This window comes from Mesorhizobium sp. M1328 (assembly GCF_040318075.1).
Lineage (GTDB): Bacteria > Pseudomonadota > Alphaproteobacteria > Rhizobiales > Rhizobiaceae > Mesorhizobium.
Genome location: NZ_JAMYLO010000012.1, coordinates 90,840 through 105,445, shown reverse-complemented (window position 1 = coordinate 105,445; position 14,606 = coordinate 90,840). Strand labels below are relative to the sequence as shown.

Annotated in this window: 17 protein-coding genes; 9 read left to right on the top strand and 8 right to left on the bottom strand. The window is 62.7% G+C overall.

The genetic code is table 11. The features are described 5' to 3' along the window. Nucleotides 1-38 precede the first annotated feature (38 nt). Nucleotides 39-791, top strand: coding sequence for a hypothetical protein (locus tag NKH23_RS20880; RefSeq protein WP_352720125.1), 753 nt, complete (start codon nt 39-41; stop codon nt 789-791). Between the two features lie 83 nt (nt 792-874). On the opposite strand, the gene dksA is transcribed toward NKH23_RS20880, so the two are convergent. Next, nucleotides 875-1,291: an RNA polymerase-binding protein DksA gene (dksA, locus tag NKH23_RS20875; protein ID WP_023674847.1), complete on the bottom strand. Its 417-nt coding sequence runs from the start codon at nt 1,289-1,291 to the stop codon at nt 875-877. Nucleotides 1,292-1,550: 259 nt separating this feature from the next. Between dksA and NKH23_RS20870 the strand changes: the two genes are divergently transcribed. From NKH23_RS20870 to NKH23_RS20855, 4 genes are all read left to right on the top strand, one after another. Then, nucleotides 1,551-2,054 (top strand): SixA phosphatase family protein, encoded by a 504-nt coding sequence (locus NKH23_RS20870; protein ID WP_352720124.1) that lies wholly within the window; start codon nt 1,551-1,553, stop codon nt 2,052-2,054. Between the two features lie 63 nt (nt 2,055-2,117). After that, nucleotides 2,118-3,596 carry a YcjX family GTP-binding protein gene (locus NKH23_RS20865; protein ID WP_352720123.1) on the top strand — a complete coding sequence of 493 codons (1,479 nt, stop codon included), beginning with the start codon at nt 2,118-2,120 and terminating at the stop codon, nt 3,594-3,596. Continuing rightward, nucleotides 3,593-4,687, top strand: a complete 1,095-nt coding sequence (locus NKH23_RS20860; RefSeq protein WP_352720121.1) for a YcjF family protein — start codon at nt 3,593-3,595, stop codon at nt 4,685-4,687. Before NKH23_RS20865 ends, NKH23_RS20860 begins: the two co-directional genes overlap by 4 nt. 87 nt (nt 4,688-4,774) lie before the next feature. Then, nucleotides 4,775-5,329 carry a hypothetical protein gene (locus NKH23_RS20855; RefSeq protein WP_352720119.1) on the top strand — a complete coding sequence of 185 codons (555 nt, stop codon included), beginning with the start codon at nt 4,775-4,777 and terminating at the stop codon, nt 5,327-5,329. A gap of 63 nt (nt 5,330-5,392) precedes the next feature. Here the strand turns inward: NKH23_RS20855 and NKH23_RS20850 are convergent, their stop codons facing one another. Further along, nucleotides 5,393-5,659 carry a hypothetical protein gene (locus NKH23_RS20850; protein WP_292660884.1) on the bottom strand — a complete coding sequence of 89 codons (267 nt, stop codon included), beginning with the start codon at nt 5,657-5,659 and terminating at the stop codon, nt 5,393-5,395. 230 nt (nt 5,660-5,889) lie between these two features. On the opposite strand from NKH23_RS20850, the gene NKH23_RS20845 reads away from it, so the two are divergent. Together NKH23_RS20845 and NKH23_RS20840 are read left to right on the top strand one after the other, a co-directional pair. Continuing rightward, complete coding sequence (locus NKH23_RS20845) at nt 5,890-7,725, top strand: monovalent cation:proton antiporter-2 (CPA2) family protein (protein WP_352914209.1); 1,836 nt, start codon at nt 5,890-5,892, stop codon at nt 7,723-7,725. A gap of 17 nt (nt 7,726-7,742) precedes the next feature. After that, entirely contained in the window at nt 7,743-8,294 is a 552-nt protein-coding gene (locus tag NKH23_RS20840; RefSeq protein WP_502908354.1) for a DUF924 family protein, read from the top strand. 23 nt (nt 8,295-8,317) lie between these two features. Here NKH23_RS20840 and folK read toward each other — a convergent pair whose 3' ends face one another. From folK to folP, 3 genes are read right to left on the bottom strand one after another with little or no spacing between them, the layout of a single operon-like run. Beyond that, a complete protein-coding gene (gene folK, locus NKH23_RS20835) occupies nt 8,318-8,830 on the bottom strand; it encodes a 2-amino-4-hydroxy-6-hydroxymethyldihydropteridine diphosphokinase (protein ID WP_352720115.1) in 513 nt (170 codons plus the stop codon). After that, complete coding sequence (gene folB / locus NKH23_RS20830) at nt 8,814-9,173, bottom strand: dihydroneopterin aldolase (protein WP_023674838.1); 360 nt, start codon at nt 9,171-9,173, stop codon at nt 8,814-8,816. Before folB ends, folK begins: the two co-directional genes overlap by 17 nt. A 3-nt stretch (nt 9,174-9,176) precedes the next feature. Then, the gene (gene folP, locus NKH23_RS20825) at nt 9,177-10,022 is read right to left on the bottom strand and encodes a dihydropteroate synthase (protein WP_352977154.1); all 846 of its coding nucleotides are present in this window, start codon (nt 10,020-10,022) and stop codon (nt 9,177-9,179) included. A 96-nt stretch (nt 10,023-10,118) separates the two neighbouring features. Here folP and NKH23_RS20820 point away from each other — a divergent pair, with 96 nt between their 5' ends. Both NKH23_RS20820 and NKH23_RS20815 read left to right on the top strand, forming a co-directional pair. After that, a complete protein-coding gene (locus NKH23_RS20820) occupies nt 10,119-10,736 on the top strand; it encodes a DUF922 domain-containing Zn-dependent protease (protein WP_352720111.1) in 618 nt (205 codons plus the stop codon). Between the two features lie 226 nt (nt 10,737-10,962). Then, nucleotides 10,963-12,444 carry an MDR family MFS transporter gene (locus tag NKH23_RS20815; protein WP_352720109.1) on the top strand — a complete coding sequence of 494 codons (1,482 nt, stop codon included), beginning with the start codon at nt 10,963-10,965 and terminating at the stop codon, nt 12,442-12,444. 27 nt (nt 12,445-12,471) lie between these two features. On the opposite strand, the gene NKH23_RS20810 is transcribed toward NKH23_RS20815, so the two are convergent. From NKH23_RS20810 to NKH23_RS20800, 3 genes are all read right to left on the bottom strand, one after another. Next, nucleotides 12,472-13,500: an NAD(P)/FAD-dependent oxidoreductase gene (locus NKH23_RS20810; RefSeq protein ID WP_353035286.1), complete on the bottom strand. Its 1,029-nt coding sequence runs from the start codon at nt 13,498-13,500 to the stop codon at nt 12,472-12,474. Nucleotides 13,501-13,582: 82 nt separating this feature from the next. After that, complete coding sequence (locus NKH23_RS20805; protein WP_023674833.1) at nt 13,583-13,903, bottom strand: 2Fe-2S iron-sulfur cluster-binding protein; 321 nt, start codon at nt 13,901-13,903, stop codon at nt 13,583-13,585. A 97-nt stretch (nt 13,904-14,000) separates the two neighbouring features. Next, nucleotides 14,001-14,369, bottom strand: a complete 369-nt coding sequence (locus NKH23_RS20800; RefSeq protein ID WP_292660938.1) for an Hpt domain-containing protein — start codon at nt 14,367-14,369, stop codon at nt 14,001-14,003. Nucleotides 14,370-14,606 lie beyond the last annotated feature (237 nt).

Below are 14,606 nucleotides of genomic sequence, written 5' to 3'. Positions count from 1 at the left end.
GTGTCGCCACTCTTCGAAAGCTGATTTTGGGGGAACCAATGCTGCAATGGCTGGATGGCGTGGCGGGTCCTGGTTATGCCGCAGCAATCCTATGGACGTTTGCAGTACTTGTCCTTCTGCTCATCATTCTTCTTATCATCAGGCTTGTCCGCAGCCTGACATTCGGAACATTCGTCGCCGGCGGCAGGAACCGCAAGACGCGGCTGGCTGTCATGGATGCCACAGCGGTCGACAGTCACCGGCGGCTAGTGCTGGTGCGTCGCGACGACATCGAGCACCTGCTCTTGATCGGTGGTCCGACCGATGTCGTCGTCGAGCGCGACATCAGGCTCTCGGCGCTGCGGCGCCCGGCATTGACCGGAGACAACAGCCACCAGCCGGCAGCAAGGTCGGCTTCGACCACAGCCGCGCCGGCGAGGCAAGCGCCGCCGCAGCCGGCAAGCGTGGCCGCAACCCCTGTCCTAGCCCGCCAGACAGCGACAATGCCAGCAACAATGCCGGCACCGGCGCCGAAACCGGCATCGAACGTCACACCGTTGCCAAGTTATGGATCCGTCAACGCCAATGCCTCGCGACATGCGCCGCCGCCGGCAAAACAGGACTCCCCGGCAAGATACGAGCCGCCGGCACAGCATGAGTCGATCGACGATGCGCTGATGAAGGAGCTGGAGGTTTCCCTCGACGAGCCACGCTTCAGCCAAACGCCGAGCAAGCCGGTGGCGAAGGCATCGCCCTCTCTCGACGACGAGATGACGAAGCTCCTCGGCGAGTTGTCCAATCAGAAAAGATAGGCCGATAGCGAACGGCCAATGAAAATGGCCGGAAAACCGGCCATTTTGAACGCTTTACCGATGCCGCTGCTTTTCCCGCCGACTCAGTCGTCGCGGTAGACCTTCTCGCGCCGCTCATGGCGCTCCTGCGCCTCGATCGACAACGTGGCGATCGGGCGCGCGTCGAGCCGCTTCAGCGCGATCGGCTCGCCCGTCTCCTCGCAATAACCGTAAGTGCCTTCGTCAAGGCGCTGGAGGGCGGAATCGATCTTCGAGATGAGTTTTCGCTGGCGATCGCGGGCGCGAAGTTCGATGGCGCGGTCGGTTTCCGAGGAGGCGCGATCGGCGAGGTCGGGGTGGTTAGCGTTTTCCTGCTGCAGGATTTCGAGAGTTTCGCGCGCTTCGCGCAAGATGTCGTTCTTCCAGGTGACGAGCTTCATGCGAAAGTAGGATTTCTGCCGCTCGTTCATGAACGGCTCGTCTTCGGAGGGTACGTAATCGGCGGTAACGATGTCGTTCATTCGACTCACCCAACAAGCCCCAAATTTGGCGCCTATATATTCGCGGACCGAAAACTGCACAAGATCAATCGACGACAGTTTCACGCAATTGTTAGTCCCGGACAAACCAGCATCTGCGATGCCCTTTTGCGAAGAATACGACCGAATCCGTACATGATTCGCTATGCTTGAGGGGCGCTTGCCATTGCGCACGGAGCTCTTCTGATGGCAAATCCTGCGGCGTGTTGACGGGTTCGGTGCCCGGCACAACGGGGATCCGGTGACCAGACTTTACCTGCTGAGGCATGCGAAGGCCGGCTGGGCGCTGCCTGGCGTGGCTGACTTCGACCGCCCGCTCGACGCATCCGGCTTCGCCGACGCCGAAGCGATGGGCGTGCTGATGCGTTCCCGCAAATACGTACCGGGCCTCACCCTTTGCTCAAGCGCCAGGCGCGCCCGCCAGACGCTGGAAAGCTTGGCTGGCCACACCGACACGGGCCGGGTGCTGTTCCTTGACACGCTCTACAGCGACGATGCCGCCGCGTACCTCGCCGCCATCCGGCAGAATGGCGGGCTGGATGCCCTGCTCGTCATCGGCCACAATCCGATGATTGAGGATCTCGCCATGGCGCTCTCAGGCGACGGCGAGGAGACCGCGCGGGCCATGCTGAACCACGGCTTCCCGGCCTCCGCACTTGCGGTGGTCCGGTTCAACGGCAGTCTTGCCGAGTCTGCGCCGGGCGCCGGCTATCTCGAAGCCTTCCTGACGCCTGCCGATATCTGAGGCCATTTCAAAGCCGCGCATCAAAGCCTATATCGGTTCCTGAGCGGCCCGCGAGAACAGATTTTGGCATCATCGCTGACGACTTTCACCGACGAGGCGAAGATTGCCTTGGACACGTTGTCAGGCCGCGCTGCCGGGCTTTTCGCTCCGTCGCTGCGTCTTGGCGTGACTGGGCTGTCCCGCGCCGGCAAGACGGTGTTCATCTCGGCCCTTGTGCACAATCTGGTCCATGGCGGGCGCTTGCCGCTGTTTGAGGCACAAAAATCGGGGCGCGTCGCCCGGGCCTTTCTCGAAGAGCAGCCGGACGACGCCGTACCACGCTTCCAGTACGAGGATCACATTGCGGCTCTTGTCGACGACCGCGTCTGGCCGGATTCGACGCGTGCGATTTCCGAACTGAGGCTCACCATCGAATACGAATCGGCCTCTGGCTGGACCCGCATGTTTTCCGCCGGCAAATTGTCGGTCGACATCGTCGACTATCCCGGCGAATGGCTGCTCGACCTGCCGCTGCTCGGCAAGTCCTACGCCGATTTTTCGCGTGAGGCCTTCGAGATGGCCGTGTTGCCGGTGCGTGTCGATCTTTCGCGGGAATGGCGGGCGCTCTCCAATCCGGTCGACCCGAACGCCGAGGCCGACGAGATGACGGCGCGCCGTCTCGCCGAGAGCTTCGCCGCCTATCTCAAGGCCTGCAAGCTCGACGAGCGGGCGCTTTCGACCTTGCCGCCCGGCCGCTTCCTGATGCCCGGCGATCTTGAAGGCTCGCCCGCTCTCACCTTCGCGCCGCTGCCGAATCTGGACGGCCGGCGCGCCCGCTCGGGATCGCTGCAGGCGATGATGGAGCGGCGCTACGAGGCTTACAAGACGCATGTCGTCAAACCGTTCTTTCGCGAACACATCACGCGTCTCGACCGCCAGATCGTGCTCATCGACGCATTGCAGGCATTGAATGCCGGCCCCGGCGCGATGGCCGATCTGGAACGTGCGGTCACCGAAATCCTGTCCTGTTTCCGCCCCGGCCGGGGCAACTTCCTGACCGACCTGTTTTCAAGACGCATCGACCGCATATTGGTGGCCGCGACCAAGGCCGACCATCTGCACCACGAAAGCCACGACCGGCTGCAGGCGATCGTGCGGCGGCTAGCCGACCGCGCCGTGGCGCGAGCGAATTTCACCGGCGCCGACGTCGACGTCGTGGCCTTGGCGGCCATGCGCGCGACCCGTGAAGGCACGGTCAAGCAGGGCCGCGAGACTTTGCCGGTCATTATCGGCACGCCATTGCGTGGCGAAAAAATCAATGGCGAAACCTTTGACGGAAAGACCGAAACAGCCATATTTCCCGGAGATTTGCCGGAGAAAGTTGATGCGGTGTTCGACGTTTCCGAATCGGCCCGCCGGCAGAAAAATGACGACCCCGCGATCCGCTTCGTGCGCTTTCGCCCGCCGAAACTCGAGCGCACGGCCGAGGGCGTGACACTGTCGCTGCCGCATATCAGGCTCGACCGCGCGCTGCAGTTCCTGATCGGAGATCATCTCGCATGAGTGTGCCCCGCAGACCGGCGGCCTTTCGCATCGAGCCGGAGCCCCAGCAAAAGGAAGATTCGACGGCTCGCCATGCTGCGTCCGAGGCCGCGCCGGCGCGAAAGCCGCGTACTCTGAAGGCGGATCTAGCCGTGGTCACACCGGCGGAGATCGACGTCTTCGACGAGCCTGACATCGTCGCTGCCGAACCGCCGCCGGCGATTGCGCCGCGAAAACGTTCGCTGCTTGGCAGCCTGTTCTTTGGCGCGCTGGGCGTTCTGGTTTCGCTCGCCGTCGGCCTCTGGACCGACCAGCTGATTCGCGACCTGTTCGAGCGCGCCGAGTGGCTGGGCTGGCTGGCTGCCGGTATGGCCGCGATCGCCATCCTGGCGCTTCTGATCATCCTCGTGCGCGAGTTCATGGCGATTGCCCGCCTTGCCGAGGTCGAAAAGTTGCAAAAGCGGGCGCTCGATGCGATTGCCCGTGACGATCCGAAGGCCGCCCGCGCCGTGGTCGACGAGTTGTCGGCATTTGTCGCGGCCAAGCCCGAAACCGCGGCCGGCAGGCGCTCGCTGGCCGAATTGCGCGGCGAGATCATTGACGGCGGCAATCTGGTGCGGCTGGCCGAGAGCGAGATCCTCGGCCCGCTCGATGCCCGCGCCAGGGTGATGATTCTCGAAGCGGCGAAGCGCGTCTCCCTGGTGACCGCGGTCAGCCCCCGCGCGCTGGTCGACGTCGCTTACGTCGTGTTCGAAGCCGGCCGGCTGATTCGCCGCCTGTCGGAGCTCTATGGCGGTCGCCCCGGCACGCTTGGCTTTTTTCGCCTGGCGCGCAGCGTTCTCGCCCATCTCGCGGTCACCGGGTCGATCGCCGTCGGCGACAGTTTCGTCCAGCAGATTGTTGGCCACGGCCTTGCCGCCAGGCTCTCGGCCAAGCTCGGCGAAGGCGTCGTCAACGGCATGATGACTGCGCGCATCGGCATTGCAGCGATGGAAACCGCAAGGCCCCTGCCCTTTTACGCTGTCAGGCGGCCCGGATTGGGCGATTTCCTCTCCGCGCTGACCTCCTTTGCAGCAAAGAAAGAAAAAGAAACATCCGCTTCCGGAACGTGACTATCGCCTTGGGGTGACAAAGCATTAACCAATCTTGTCCATGGTCGGAAGCGTCCAAACCAGTCTCTTTGTTGCCGGGTGTCGTCGATGAAAAGCGTTATTCTGTCCAGCGGGCTGCCCGTGGCGCTCGCGCTTGTCGCAACCGTCGGCATTGCCGGAAAGACCTCGGCGGCGGAACCGGACAAGCAGTTCTTTCGATCGGTCGAAGGCAAATGGGTCGGCCCAGGGGAAATCGTTGCCGGCAAATACAAGGGCACGAAATTCACCTGCAGCTTCATCGGCTCGACGCCTGACGGCAAGGTTGGCATGTCGCTCGACGGCGGCTGCCGGGTAGGCATGTTCACCCAGCAGATGTCGGCAACGATCGAACACAAGGGCCGGCAGGGCTACAAGGGCAGCTTTATGGGCGGGGCCGCCGGGTCCGGCCTCGACATTATCGGTGGCAATGTCGTCGATGCGCACAAGGTGGTTTTCACCATAAATCGCAATCAGTTGCGCGGCGTTATGCAGGCGCTTGTCCCCGACGACAATTCGATGACGGTGACCGTTGCCGTGCGCGTCGACCAGCAGCTGGTACCGGTCATCGGCATGAAGTTGAAGCGGATCGATGCAGTCGAGGTCGGCTCCGTAACTCCGAACTGACTTTTAGCGTGAGAAAGGCGGCGGCCAGACGGCGCCGCCCTCTTTTGATTTGCAATTAAGTGCTCAGCCCTTGATCGCGGCAATCACCTCGTCATAGGCCTTGCAGGCCTCGGCCGCTGTCGTACCGCCCTGATATTTGGTTGTGACCGCCTGGACCTTGGCCCCGAGGTCGGCTGCCTTGGCTGGATCCTTGGTAATCGCAGCCTGAAGTGCCGCAGTCATGTCCTGAGCCTTCTTGGTCAGTATCTCGGTCGTGCACTCGGGTGCCTTCGAACAGGCCGAGCCGGCAAGCGCCGCGATGCCAACGGCAACCAGCAAAAACGTCTTCATGTCAGTCATCTCCTCAAAAAGGGCTGCGACTTGATCGTCGCTCACCCTCCACTGGCCGAAGCCGGGCGTCCTTAGCGCCGGATCGCTGGAACAAGCAACGCCAGGCACCCCATTATCCTGTGCAGTGCGCCTGCAATATCGCCTTCACAATGCGCCGCATTCGCACTGTTCGATCCGCCCCGAAGCCCCTATCTTGGCCGCTTGACTCCCAAGAGAGCGGAACGGCAGGCATGGCGGCAGAGGCATCCAACGGCGATCTGATTCAGGTGGTGGCGCTGCTTGCCGCCGGCGTCGTTGCGGTACCGATCTTCAGGCGCATGGGACTCGGCTCCATCCTCGGCTATTTGGCGGCCGGTGTCGTGATCGGCCCGTTCGGACTGCGCATTTTTTCCGAATCGGAAGCCATTCTTCATGTCGCCGAACTCGGCGTCGTCATGTTCCTGTTCATCATCGGGCTGGAAATGCAGCCGTCACGGCTATGGGGCCTGCGCCGCGAGATTTTCGGGCTTGGCGCGCTGCAGGTCGGCGTCTGCGCGGTCCTACTGACCGGCGTCGGGCTGGCGGGAGGTTTTCCGATCGCGCAATCCTTCGTCGCCGGCGCCGGTTTCGTGCTCACCTCGACGGCCATCGTCATCCAATTGCTGGAAGAACGCGGCGAACTGGCCACGCCCAAGGGCCAGCGCATCGTTTCGGTCCTGCTTTTGGAAGACCTGGCCATCGTGCCGCTGCTGGCGCTGATCGCCTTCCTCGCGCCGGGCGGCGCCGATATGAGCCTGTCGGATCGGTTGACGGAGGTCGGCATCGGCCTTGCCGCGATCGTCGGGCTGGTGCTTGCCGGGCGCTATCTGCTCAATCCGTTCTTTCGTATCCTGGCGGATGCGCGCGCCCGTGAGGTGATGACCGCTGCCGCCCTCCTGGTCGTTCTCGGGTCAGCGCTTGCCATGCAGCTTTCCGGCCTGTCGATGGCAATGGGCGCCTTCCTGGCCGGCGTGCTTTTGTCGGAATCGACCTTCCGCCACCAGCTGGAGGCCGACATCGAACCGTTCCGCGGCATTTTGCTCGGGCTGTTCTTCCTCGCCGTCGGCATGTCGCTCGACCTGCATGTGGTCGTCGTCAACTGGCAGCTCATTGCCATTTATGTCGTCGCCTACATGCTGATGAAGGCGATCGGCATCTATATCGTTGCCCGCGTCCTCAAAACCGGCCACCGGGAAGCGCTCGAACGCGCGGTCTTCATGGCGCAAGGCGGCGAATTCGCCTTCGTCCTCTATTCCGCAGCGGCGGCGGTGGGCATCATCGATAGCCAGGCCAATGCGATGCTGACCGCCATCGTCATCATTTCCATGGTGCTGACGCCGTTGGCAATCATAGCCCTGCGGTATCTGACGCCGCGCGACGAGCAGTCGCTCGAGGGCGTCGATGTCGCCAACGGCCTGACCGGCAGCGTGCTGATCATCGGCTTTGGCCGGTTCGGCCAGATCGCCAGCCAGCCGCTTTTGTTGCGCGGGATCGACGTATCGATCATCGACAATGAGGTCGAAATGATCCAGGCGGCAGCCGATTTCGGCTTCAAGGTCTATTATGGCGATGGCACGCGGCTGGACATCCTGCGGGCCGCGGGAGCCGGGCGGGCACGCGCCGTGTTGATCTGTGTCGACAAGCCCGATGCCGCCGTGCGCATCGCGGAACTGATCAAGGCGGAGTTTCCCTTGCTGACAGTGCTGGCACGGGCCTTCGACCGCGGCACGGCGTTGCAGCTCATTCGTGCCGGCGTCGACTATCAGCTCCGCGAGACGTTCGAATCGGCGCTTGTCTTCGGCGGCTCGACCCTGGAAGCCCTCGGCGTCGACCCGGAAGAGGTCGCCGAGGTAGTCGAGGACGTCCGCCGCCGCGATGCTGCCCGTTTCGAACTTCAACAGGCCGAAGGCATTCGCGCCGGGCGGCGTTTCCTCAAAGGCAATATCGGCACGCCCATCCCGACGCCGCTCAGCACGCCACGGCGCGCGGGCCAGGCGCTCAACGAAGAGACCGCCGGCGTGCTGCAGAAATCCGAACCGGCCGATTAAACCTTGGAACGACGCGAATGATGAACGAACTGGACGAGCGCGCTCTCTCCGTCGCCGGATTCTGGCGCGACGCGGGGGAGGACGCGTGGTTCGAGAAGAACGACGCCTTTGATACCGACTTCCGCACCCGGTTTTTCGATCTGCACTTCGCCGCCGCGCGCTGCGAATGCGACGGCTGGTCTGAACACGCCGAAGGGTCGCTGGCACTGATGATCCTGCTCGACCAGTTTCCGCGAAACTGCTTTCGCGGCACCGGCCACATGTACGCCACGGACCCGCTGGCGCGGCATTTCGCCCGGAAAGCGATCGCCGCCGGCCATGACCTGGCGCTCGACGAAAACCTCCGCGTCTTTCTTTATTTGCCCTATGAGCATTCGGAGGACCTCGCCGATCAGCTCAGATCGATGGAGCTTACCGCCGCCAAAGCCCCCTCCTACCTGAAATATGCGATCGAGCATCGCGACATCATCCAGCGCTTCGGCCGCTTTCCGCATCGAAACAGGATGCTTGGCCGCGAGACGACACCAGACGAACAAATGTTCCTCGACGGAGGTGGGTTTTCCGGCTGATTCAGGCACCGATGGCGGCAGCGTCAGGTCTTCCACCAATCCTGGCCCGACGGTAGCCGTTCAATGCCCGACGTGTCGACGGCGGCCAGCCGCTCCGACACGCTCTTGCCGTCGACCACAAGCTCTGGCGCAATTTCTGCCAGCGGCGCCAGCACGAAGGCGCGCTCCAGCATGCGCGGATGCGGCACCTCCAGTCCGGTCTCGTGGATGATGCGGTCGCCGAACACCAGAATGTCGATATCGATCAGGCGTGGACCCCAGCGCTCCTCGCGCACCCGCTTCAGTTTTCGCTCGGCGTCGAGGCAAAGGTCGAGCAAAGCCCGCGGCGCGAGCGCGGTCGAGATTTCGGCCGCCGCGTTGAGGAAATCCGGCTGATCGAGCTTGCCCCAGGGCGGCGTGCGGTAGAGCGACGAAACGGCAATGACGCGCGTGCTCTCGTCGGCATCCAGAATGCCCAGTGCCGCAGCCATCGACTTTGCCGGATCACCGAGATTGCCGCCAAGGCTGAGATAGACGGTATTATTCTGGCCAGACAACGGTCACCTCGACATGATCGAGCACACCCGGCACCGGGGCGTTCGGCTTGCGCACCGTGATCTCGGCCTTTTTGATCTGCGGGAACCGCGCCGTCAGCGCCCTCGCCACTTCGAGCGCCAGCGCTTCGATCAGAAAGCGCCGCTCGCCGGTAATGATCTTTTCGATGACTGCAAAGGCGATGCCGTAATTGACGGTGTCCTCGATGGAATCCTCGACCAGTGCCCGCCCGGGATCCACCGTGAGTGCCGCATCGACATAAAAGCGCTGGCCGAGCGTCTCTTCTTCGTCCAGCACACCATGCCGGGCAAAGAAGGCGCAGTTCTTCATGCGGATGACATACATGGCTCAGCTTTCCCCGATCTCACGTGCCAGCATAGCATCGGCGATGGCCAACGCGTCCACGTTGATTGCGACATCGTGTACGCGAAAAAGATGCGCGCCTTTGAGCCTCAGGATTACGCTGGTGGCCGCGGTTCCGGCGGCCCTTGCGGCCGCGTCGCGGCCGGTGACGGTGCCGATAAAGCGCTTTCGCGATGTGCCGGCCATCAGTGGAAAACCCAGCGCACGAAGCTCGGAAAACCGTGCCATCAGGTCAAGATTTTCCGCGGCCGTCTCCTTGGCGAAGCCGAAGCCCGGATCGAGCACGATATGATCGTCGGCAACACCGCTCCTCCGCGCGATTTCCAGCGACTTTCTGAGGAAGAAGAGCTGATCGGCAATCACGTCGGGCAGTTTCTGCCGGTCCCGTCCCGTGTGCATGACGACAAGCCCAGCGCCTGTTTCGGCCGCGACGCGGGCAATGCCCGGTTCGCGCTGCAGGCCCCAGACGTCATTGACGATATGTGCGCCGGCTTGGACGGCAAGCCGGGCCGTATCCTCGCGATAGGTATCGACCGAGATCAGCATTCCGCCAGACGTCGCGAGCGCCTCGATGACCGGCAATATGCGGGCCTGCTCTTCCTTTGCGGAGACCCCAGACGCCCCGGGACGTGTCGATTCTCCGCCGATGTCGATGACGGAGGCCCCCTCCTCCACCATGCGGCGCGCCTGGGCCGCCGCTTTTTCCGGCACATCGAACAGGCCGCCGTCGGAAAAACTGTCCGGCGTGACGTTGAGGATGCCGACGACCACGGCCTTACTGCCAAGGTCGAGATGGCGCCCATGCGCCAGCTGCCATCGCCCTGTCATCATTGCCCATCAACCATGTTCGATCCCGCGGCGTGGCCGGGGATCAATTCCGTTGCGCCGAGGACGGCGGTAAAGCAAGGTGGGGAAAGAGGCAACACGATGAAACGATCCCTCCTCTGCGCGCTGATGTTCGCGCTGACCGCATTCCCGGCCGGCGCTGCAACTCTCGTCAAGACATATAGTTATTTCCCGATCGGCGGCAGGACGCTCGACGACATCGAGAGCCAGCTGTCGAGACTCGGGCCTCAGGTGAAAAGCACCGGGTCGCGGCATCCAGGCGCTACCCAGATGGCGTTCACCACCCGCGTCAGCTATGCGCAAAACCCGGGCTCGTGCTGGATTGCCGACGCTGTCGTCACCGTCAAGGTCAAGGTGATCCTTCCGCAGTGGCGCCGTCCGCGCAAAGCCGATGCCGGCGTCAGGCTGTTCTGGGATACGTTATCCGCCGACATCAAGCGCCATGAGGAGCGCCACGTCGAGATTGCCAAGAACCATGGCCGCGAACTCGAAGACGCCCTGAAGGCAAGCTACCCGGAAAAGACCTGCGAACTGGCCAAGGCCAAGGCCGCGAAAATTACAGCGGTCATGCTTGCCAAGCACGACCAGGAGCAGATGCGCTTCGATCGTGTCGAAAGCGTCAATTTCCAAAGCCGTATCCTGCGGCTCTTGCACTATCGCATCGAGCGCATTGAGAACGGCCGGCTCGCTCCCGGCTGAACTCCGCGTCGTTGGACAAAGCCAATTTGGAACAAAGCCAATTTTGCCGAAGCATGGTGCCAGCTTCGAAAAACTTTCGAGCCGCTGTCGAAATCGGCCTATAGCGAACGACATATGTCAAGTTCGCAAGGCTCAGTCCCAAAGGCACGAGTACACGGGCCAATCTGCACACTCGACGCACTCCAGCCGTCCCGGACGTGCATGCAAGTGTAATGGATGAATGGATATGGACCAGGCTATTGACAAGCAAGCGATGGTGGAAACCAGCACGCCGCTGACCGAAACCGAGAAAAACGCCATTATCGGCGGCGTGCTTTTGTCGATGCTGCTGGCGGCGCTCGACCAGACCATCGTTGCGCCGGCGATGCCGACGATGGCACGTCTGCTCGGGCATGCCGAATATCTGCCGTGGATCGTGACCGGCTATCTGCTGACCGCGACCGCCGTGGCGCCGCTCTACGGCAAGATCTCCGACATCTATGGCCGCCGGCCGACCGTCTATGCGGCAATCCTGATCTTTCTCGCCGGGTCGCTGGTTAGCGCCACGGCGCCCAACATGCTGGTCCTGGTTGTCGGCCGGGCGATCCAGGGCGCCGGTGGCGGCGGTCTTTTCGCCCTGACGCAGACCGTGATCGGCGACCTCGTGCCGCCGCGCGAGCGGGCTCGCTACGCCGCCTGGATCTCGGGCACCTGGGCTGTCGCCAGCATCGCCGGGCCGCTGCTCGGCGGCACCTTCGCCGAACATCTGCATTGGTCGCTGATCTTCTGGATCAACATTCCGCTCGGGCTGCTGGCGATGGCGATCATCAACAACCCGCTCAAGAAGCTGCCGATCGCCGCAAAGCATCACCGCATCGACGGCCTCGGCGCGCTGCTTCTGGTCGCGGCCACCTCGCTGCTGCTGCTTGCCTTGAACTGGGGCGGCAGCGAGTATCCGTGGCTGTCACCTGAAATCCTTGGGCTGCTCGCCTGCTCGGCGGTGTTCTGGAGCGCGTTCGCGCTGCGGCTGATGCGCGCGGCCGAACCGCTGATCTCGCTCGAAGTGCTCGGCAATCCGATCGTTCTCGCCGGCACGTTGTCGATGTTCCTGCTGCAGGCCGCCAATGTCGGCTTGTCGGTCTATCTGCCGGTCTACCTGCAATCGGTCGTCGGCCTGTCAGTCAGCGAATCGGGCACCGCGTTGCTTGGGCTGATGCTCGGCACGGTGGCCGGTGCGACGTTCAGCGCGCGAATGATCCCGCGCTTTTTCCACTATAAGCGCATTGCCATGATCGGCACCGTTTTCTCGATCCTGTGCCTCGGCGTGCTCAGCCTGATCGCCGGGAATGCCTCGCTATTGCTTGTCGAGGTGTTGACGACCTGCATAGGGCTGGGCACAGGCACGACCTTTCCCGTTGCCACCGTCTCGGTCCAGAACGCCGTCGATCGCATGCACCTTGGCGTAGCGACCGGCGTGCTCACCTTCCTGCGCTCGCTGGGCAGCGCGCTTGGCGTCGCCATGCTTGGTGCCGTCGCCCTTGGTTACGGGCTGCCGCTGGCCAGCGAAGGCACGCAGCCGGCCGGCCATATCGCCTCCGCCATACCGTTCGTGATGATCTTTCTTGCCGCGGCCGCGACCTTGCTGCTGTCGTTCATCACGCTCTGGCTGATGCCGGAAAAAACGCTTCGCGGCCATGCCGAGGCTGTGGCCCCAGCCTTGGCGGAGTAGACCGGCCCGACGAGCGTATAGTGAGGTTCAGTCGACCACGCCGAGCTTCTTGTGCAGACTGGTCGACGAGGTCGTATACTGGAATACAATGCGCTCGCCGGGGCTGACGATGCGCTTGGCTGCTTGCGCCATTAGAGCGACCTCATGGAAGCCCGACAGGATCAGCTTCAACTTGCCGGGATACCAGTTGATGTCGCCGACGGCGAAGATGCCGGGCACCGACGTCTGGAATTTTTCGGTGTCGACCGGGATCAGGTTCTCGTGGAGATTGAGGCCCCATTCGGCGATTGGGCCGAGCTTCATCGTCAGGCCGAAGAACGGCAGCATCCGCGTACACGGCACTTCGATATCGCCCTCCGGCCCCTTGATGATGGCGGAGGCGAGTTGGCCGTCGTTGCCGGTCAGGCCAGTCACCTGTCCAACCTGGAATTCCAGCTCCTTCATCTCCTGCATGGCATACATCTTGTTGACGCTGTCGGGCGCTGCCCGGAATTCGGGCCGCCGGTGCACCAGCGTCACGCTCTTGGCCACCGGCTGCAGATTCAGCGTCCAGTCGACCGCCGAATCGCCGCCGCCGACGATGACGAGGTCATGACCGCGAAAGTCCTCCATCCGGCGCACCGAGTAGAACACGCTCTTGCCTTCATAGGGTTCGATGCCCGGAATCGGCGGCCGCTTCGGCTGGAAAGAGCCGCCGCCGGCGGCGATCACTACTATTTTGGCTTCGAACACCTCGTTTTCGTCGGAAGTGACGCGGAAACTGCCGTCCTCCAGTCTTTCCAGGCTCGAAACCATGCGGCTATAGGTGAATTCGGGCTTGAACGGCGCGATCTGCTCAAGCAGCTTGTCGACCAGACCTTGCGCCGAGATCGAGGGCCAACCCGGAATGTCGTAGATCGGCTTTTCCGGATAGAGTTCGGCGCACTGCCCGCCGGGCCGGTCGAGTATGTCGATCAGATGGCACTTCATGTCGAAGAGGCCGAGCTCGAATACGGCAAACAGGCCGACAGGCCCTGCCCCGACAATGAGTACGTCCGTCTTGGTGAGAGCTGTCATGAAGCATGCGCCTTTATGGGAAAACGGCGCGACACTGCATGACCATTGGCCCGCTGCCAAGCGGCAGCGGCAAAAATCGGCGTCAGCCCTGGCGAGCCGGCACGCGCACGACCAGCCCGTCGAGGGCGTCGCGCACCTTGATCTGACATGACAGCCGTGAGTTCGGCTGGACCTCGTAGGCGAAATCCAGCATGTCCTCTTCCATGGCTTCCGGCTCGCCGACCTCCGCCGTCCAGGCTTCGTCGACATAAACATGGCAGGTCGCGCAGGCGCAGGCGCCGCCGCATTCCGCTTCTATTCCCGGCACCGCATTGCGGATCGCATTTTCCATGACGGTCGAGCCGTTTTCGGCATCCACGTCAAAATGCGTGCCGTCATGGGCGATGAAGGTCAGCTTGGTCATTTGTCACCTGAAGGGAGTCTGAGCCGACATAATCACTCTGCCGGACAAGTCAACTGCGGCGCGAAAGCGCCGCTGCGTGGCGTTTTGGGAATAAGTTCTATCGGCTGATGGCGGCGACGAAGTCGCGTACTTCTTCGATCAGCGAGCCAAGCCGCTTCAGCGTGCTGGCGTCTTCGGGCCGGCATTCGATCGCACTGGCGCAATCGGCAATGGCGAAGGCGCCGACCCCGCGCGCCGAGCCTTTGAGCCCGTGTGCCAATAGCAGCCGCTGCCTGACATCCGCATCGACGATCTTGTCGCGCACCGACAGCGCCTGCTGCACGAACAGAGCCAACACCTCCTGCTCGAGGCTCCGATCGCCCATCGTCTGGCGCGCAAGATGCGCCAGGTCGATCGGCCGCGCCCCGGCTGTCCCCGACACGTCGCCGCCGGGCATCGAGAAGGCAATGCCGTTTTCGCCACGTATCACTTTGAGACTCCGTTCTTCGACCGCCGCAAAAACTAGGCGTATCCGGTGGACAACGGGTTAATGATTGGCCCGGAAAAATGTCGCGATAACGGCGCCGGAATCACGGCTGTGTTAACCTTATATTTAAAGTTTTACGTATCGGGCGGAATGCATGTTTTCTTTACCCGGCTGTGTCATTACGATACGACAGGTCCATTTTCAGCCTCCTGCGCGGGACACGCTAGGCAGAATCAA

Coding starts and splice junctions, on each gene's coding strand:
- NKH23_RS20880 (WP_352720125.1), top strand. CDS start 39: ATGCTGCAATGGCTGGATGGCGTGGCGGGTCCTGGTTATGCCGCAGCA.
- dksA (WP_023674847.1), bottom strand. CDS start 1,291: ATGAACGACATCGTTACCGCCGATTACGTACCCTCCGAAGACGAGCCG.
- NKH23_RS20860 (WP_352720121.1), top strand. CDS start 3,593: ATGAGTGTGCCCCGCAGACCGGCGGCCTTTCGCATCGAGCCGGAGCCC.
- NKH23_RS20855 (WP_352720119.1), top strand. CDS start 4,775: ATGAAAAGCGTTATTCTGTCCAGCGGGCTGCCCGTGGCGCTCGCGCTT.
- NKH23_RS20850 (WP_292660884.1), bottom strand. CDS start 5,659: ATGAAGACGTTTTTGCTGGTTGCCGTTGGCATCGCGGCGCTTGCCGGC.
- NKH23_RS20845 (WP_352914209.1), top strand. CDS start 5,890: ATGGCGGCAGAGGCATCCAACGGCGATCTGATTCAGGTGGTGGCGCTG.
- NKH23_RS20840 (WP_502908354.1), top strand. CDS start 7,743: ATGATGAACGAACTGGACGAGCGCGCTCTCTCCGTCGCCGGATTCTGG.
- folB (WP_023674838.1), bottom strand. CDS start 9,173: ATGTATGTCATCCGCATGAAGAACTGCGCCTTCTTTGCCCGGCATGGT.
- folP (WP_352977154.1), bottom strand. CDS start 10,022: ATGATGACAGGGCGATGGCAGCTGGCGCATGGGCGCCATCTCGACCTT.
- NKH23_RS20820 (WP_352720111.1), top strand. CDS start 10,119: ATGAAACGATCCCTCCTCTGCGCGCTGATGTTCGCGCTGACCGCATTC.
- NKH23_RS20815 (WP_352720109.1), top strand. CDS start 10,963: ATGGACCAGGCTATTGACAAGCAAGCGATGGTGGAAACCAGCACGCCG.
- NKH23_RS20810 (WP_353035286.1), bottom strand. CDS start 13,500: ATGACAGCTCTCACCAAGACGGACGTACTCATTGTCGGGGCAGGGCCT.
- NKH23_RS20805 (WP_023674833.1), bottom strand. CDS start 13,903: ATGACCAAGCTGACCTTCATCGCCCATGACGGCACGCATTTTGACGTG.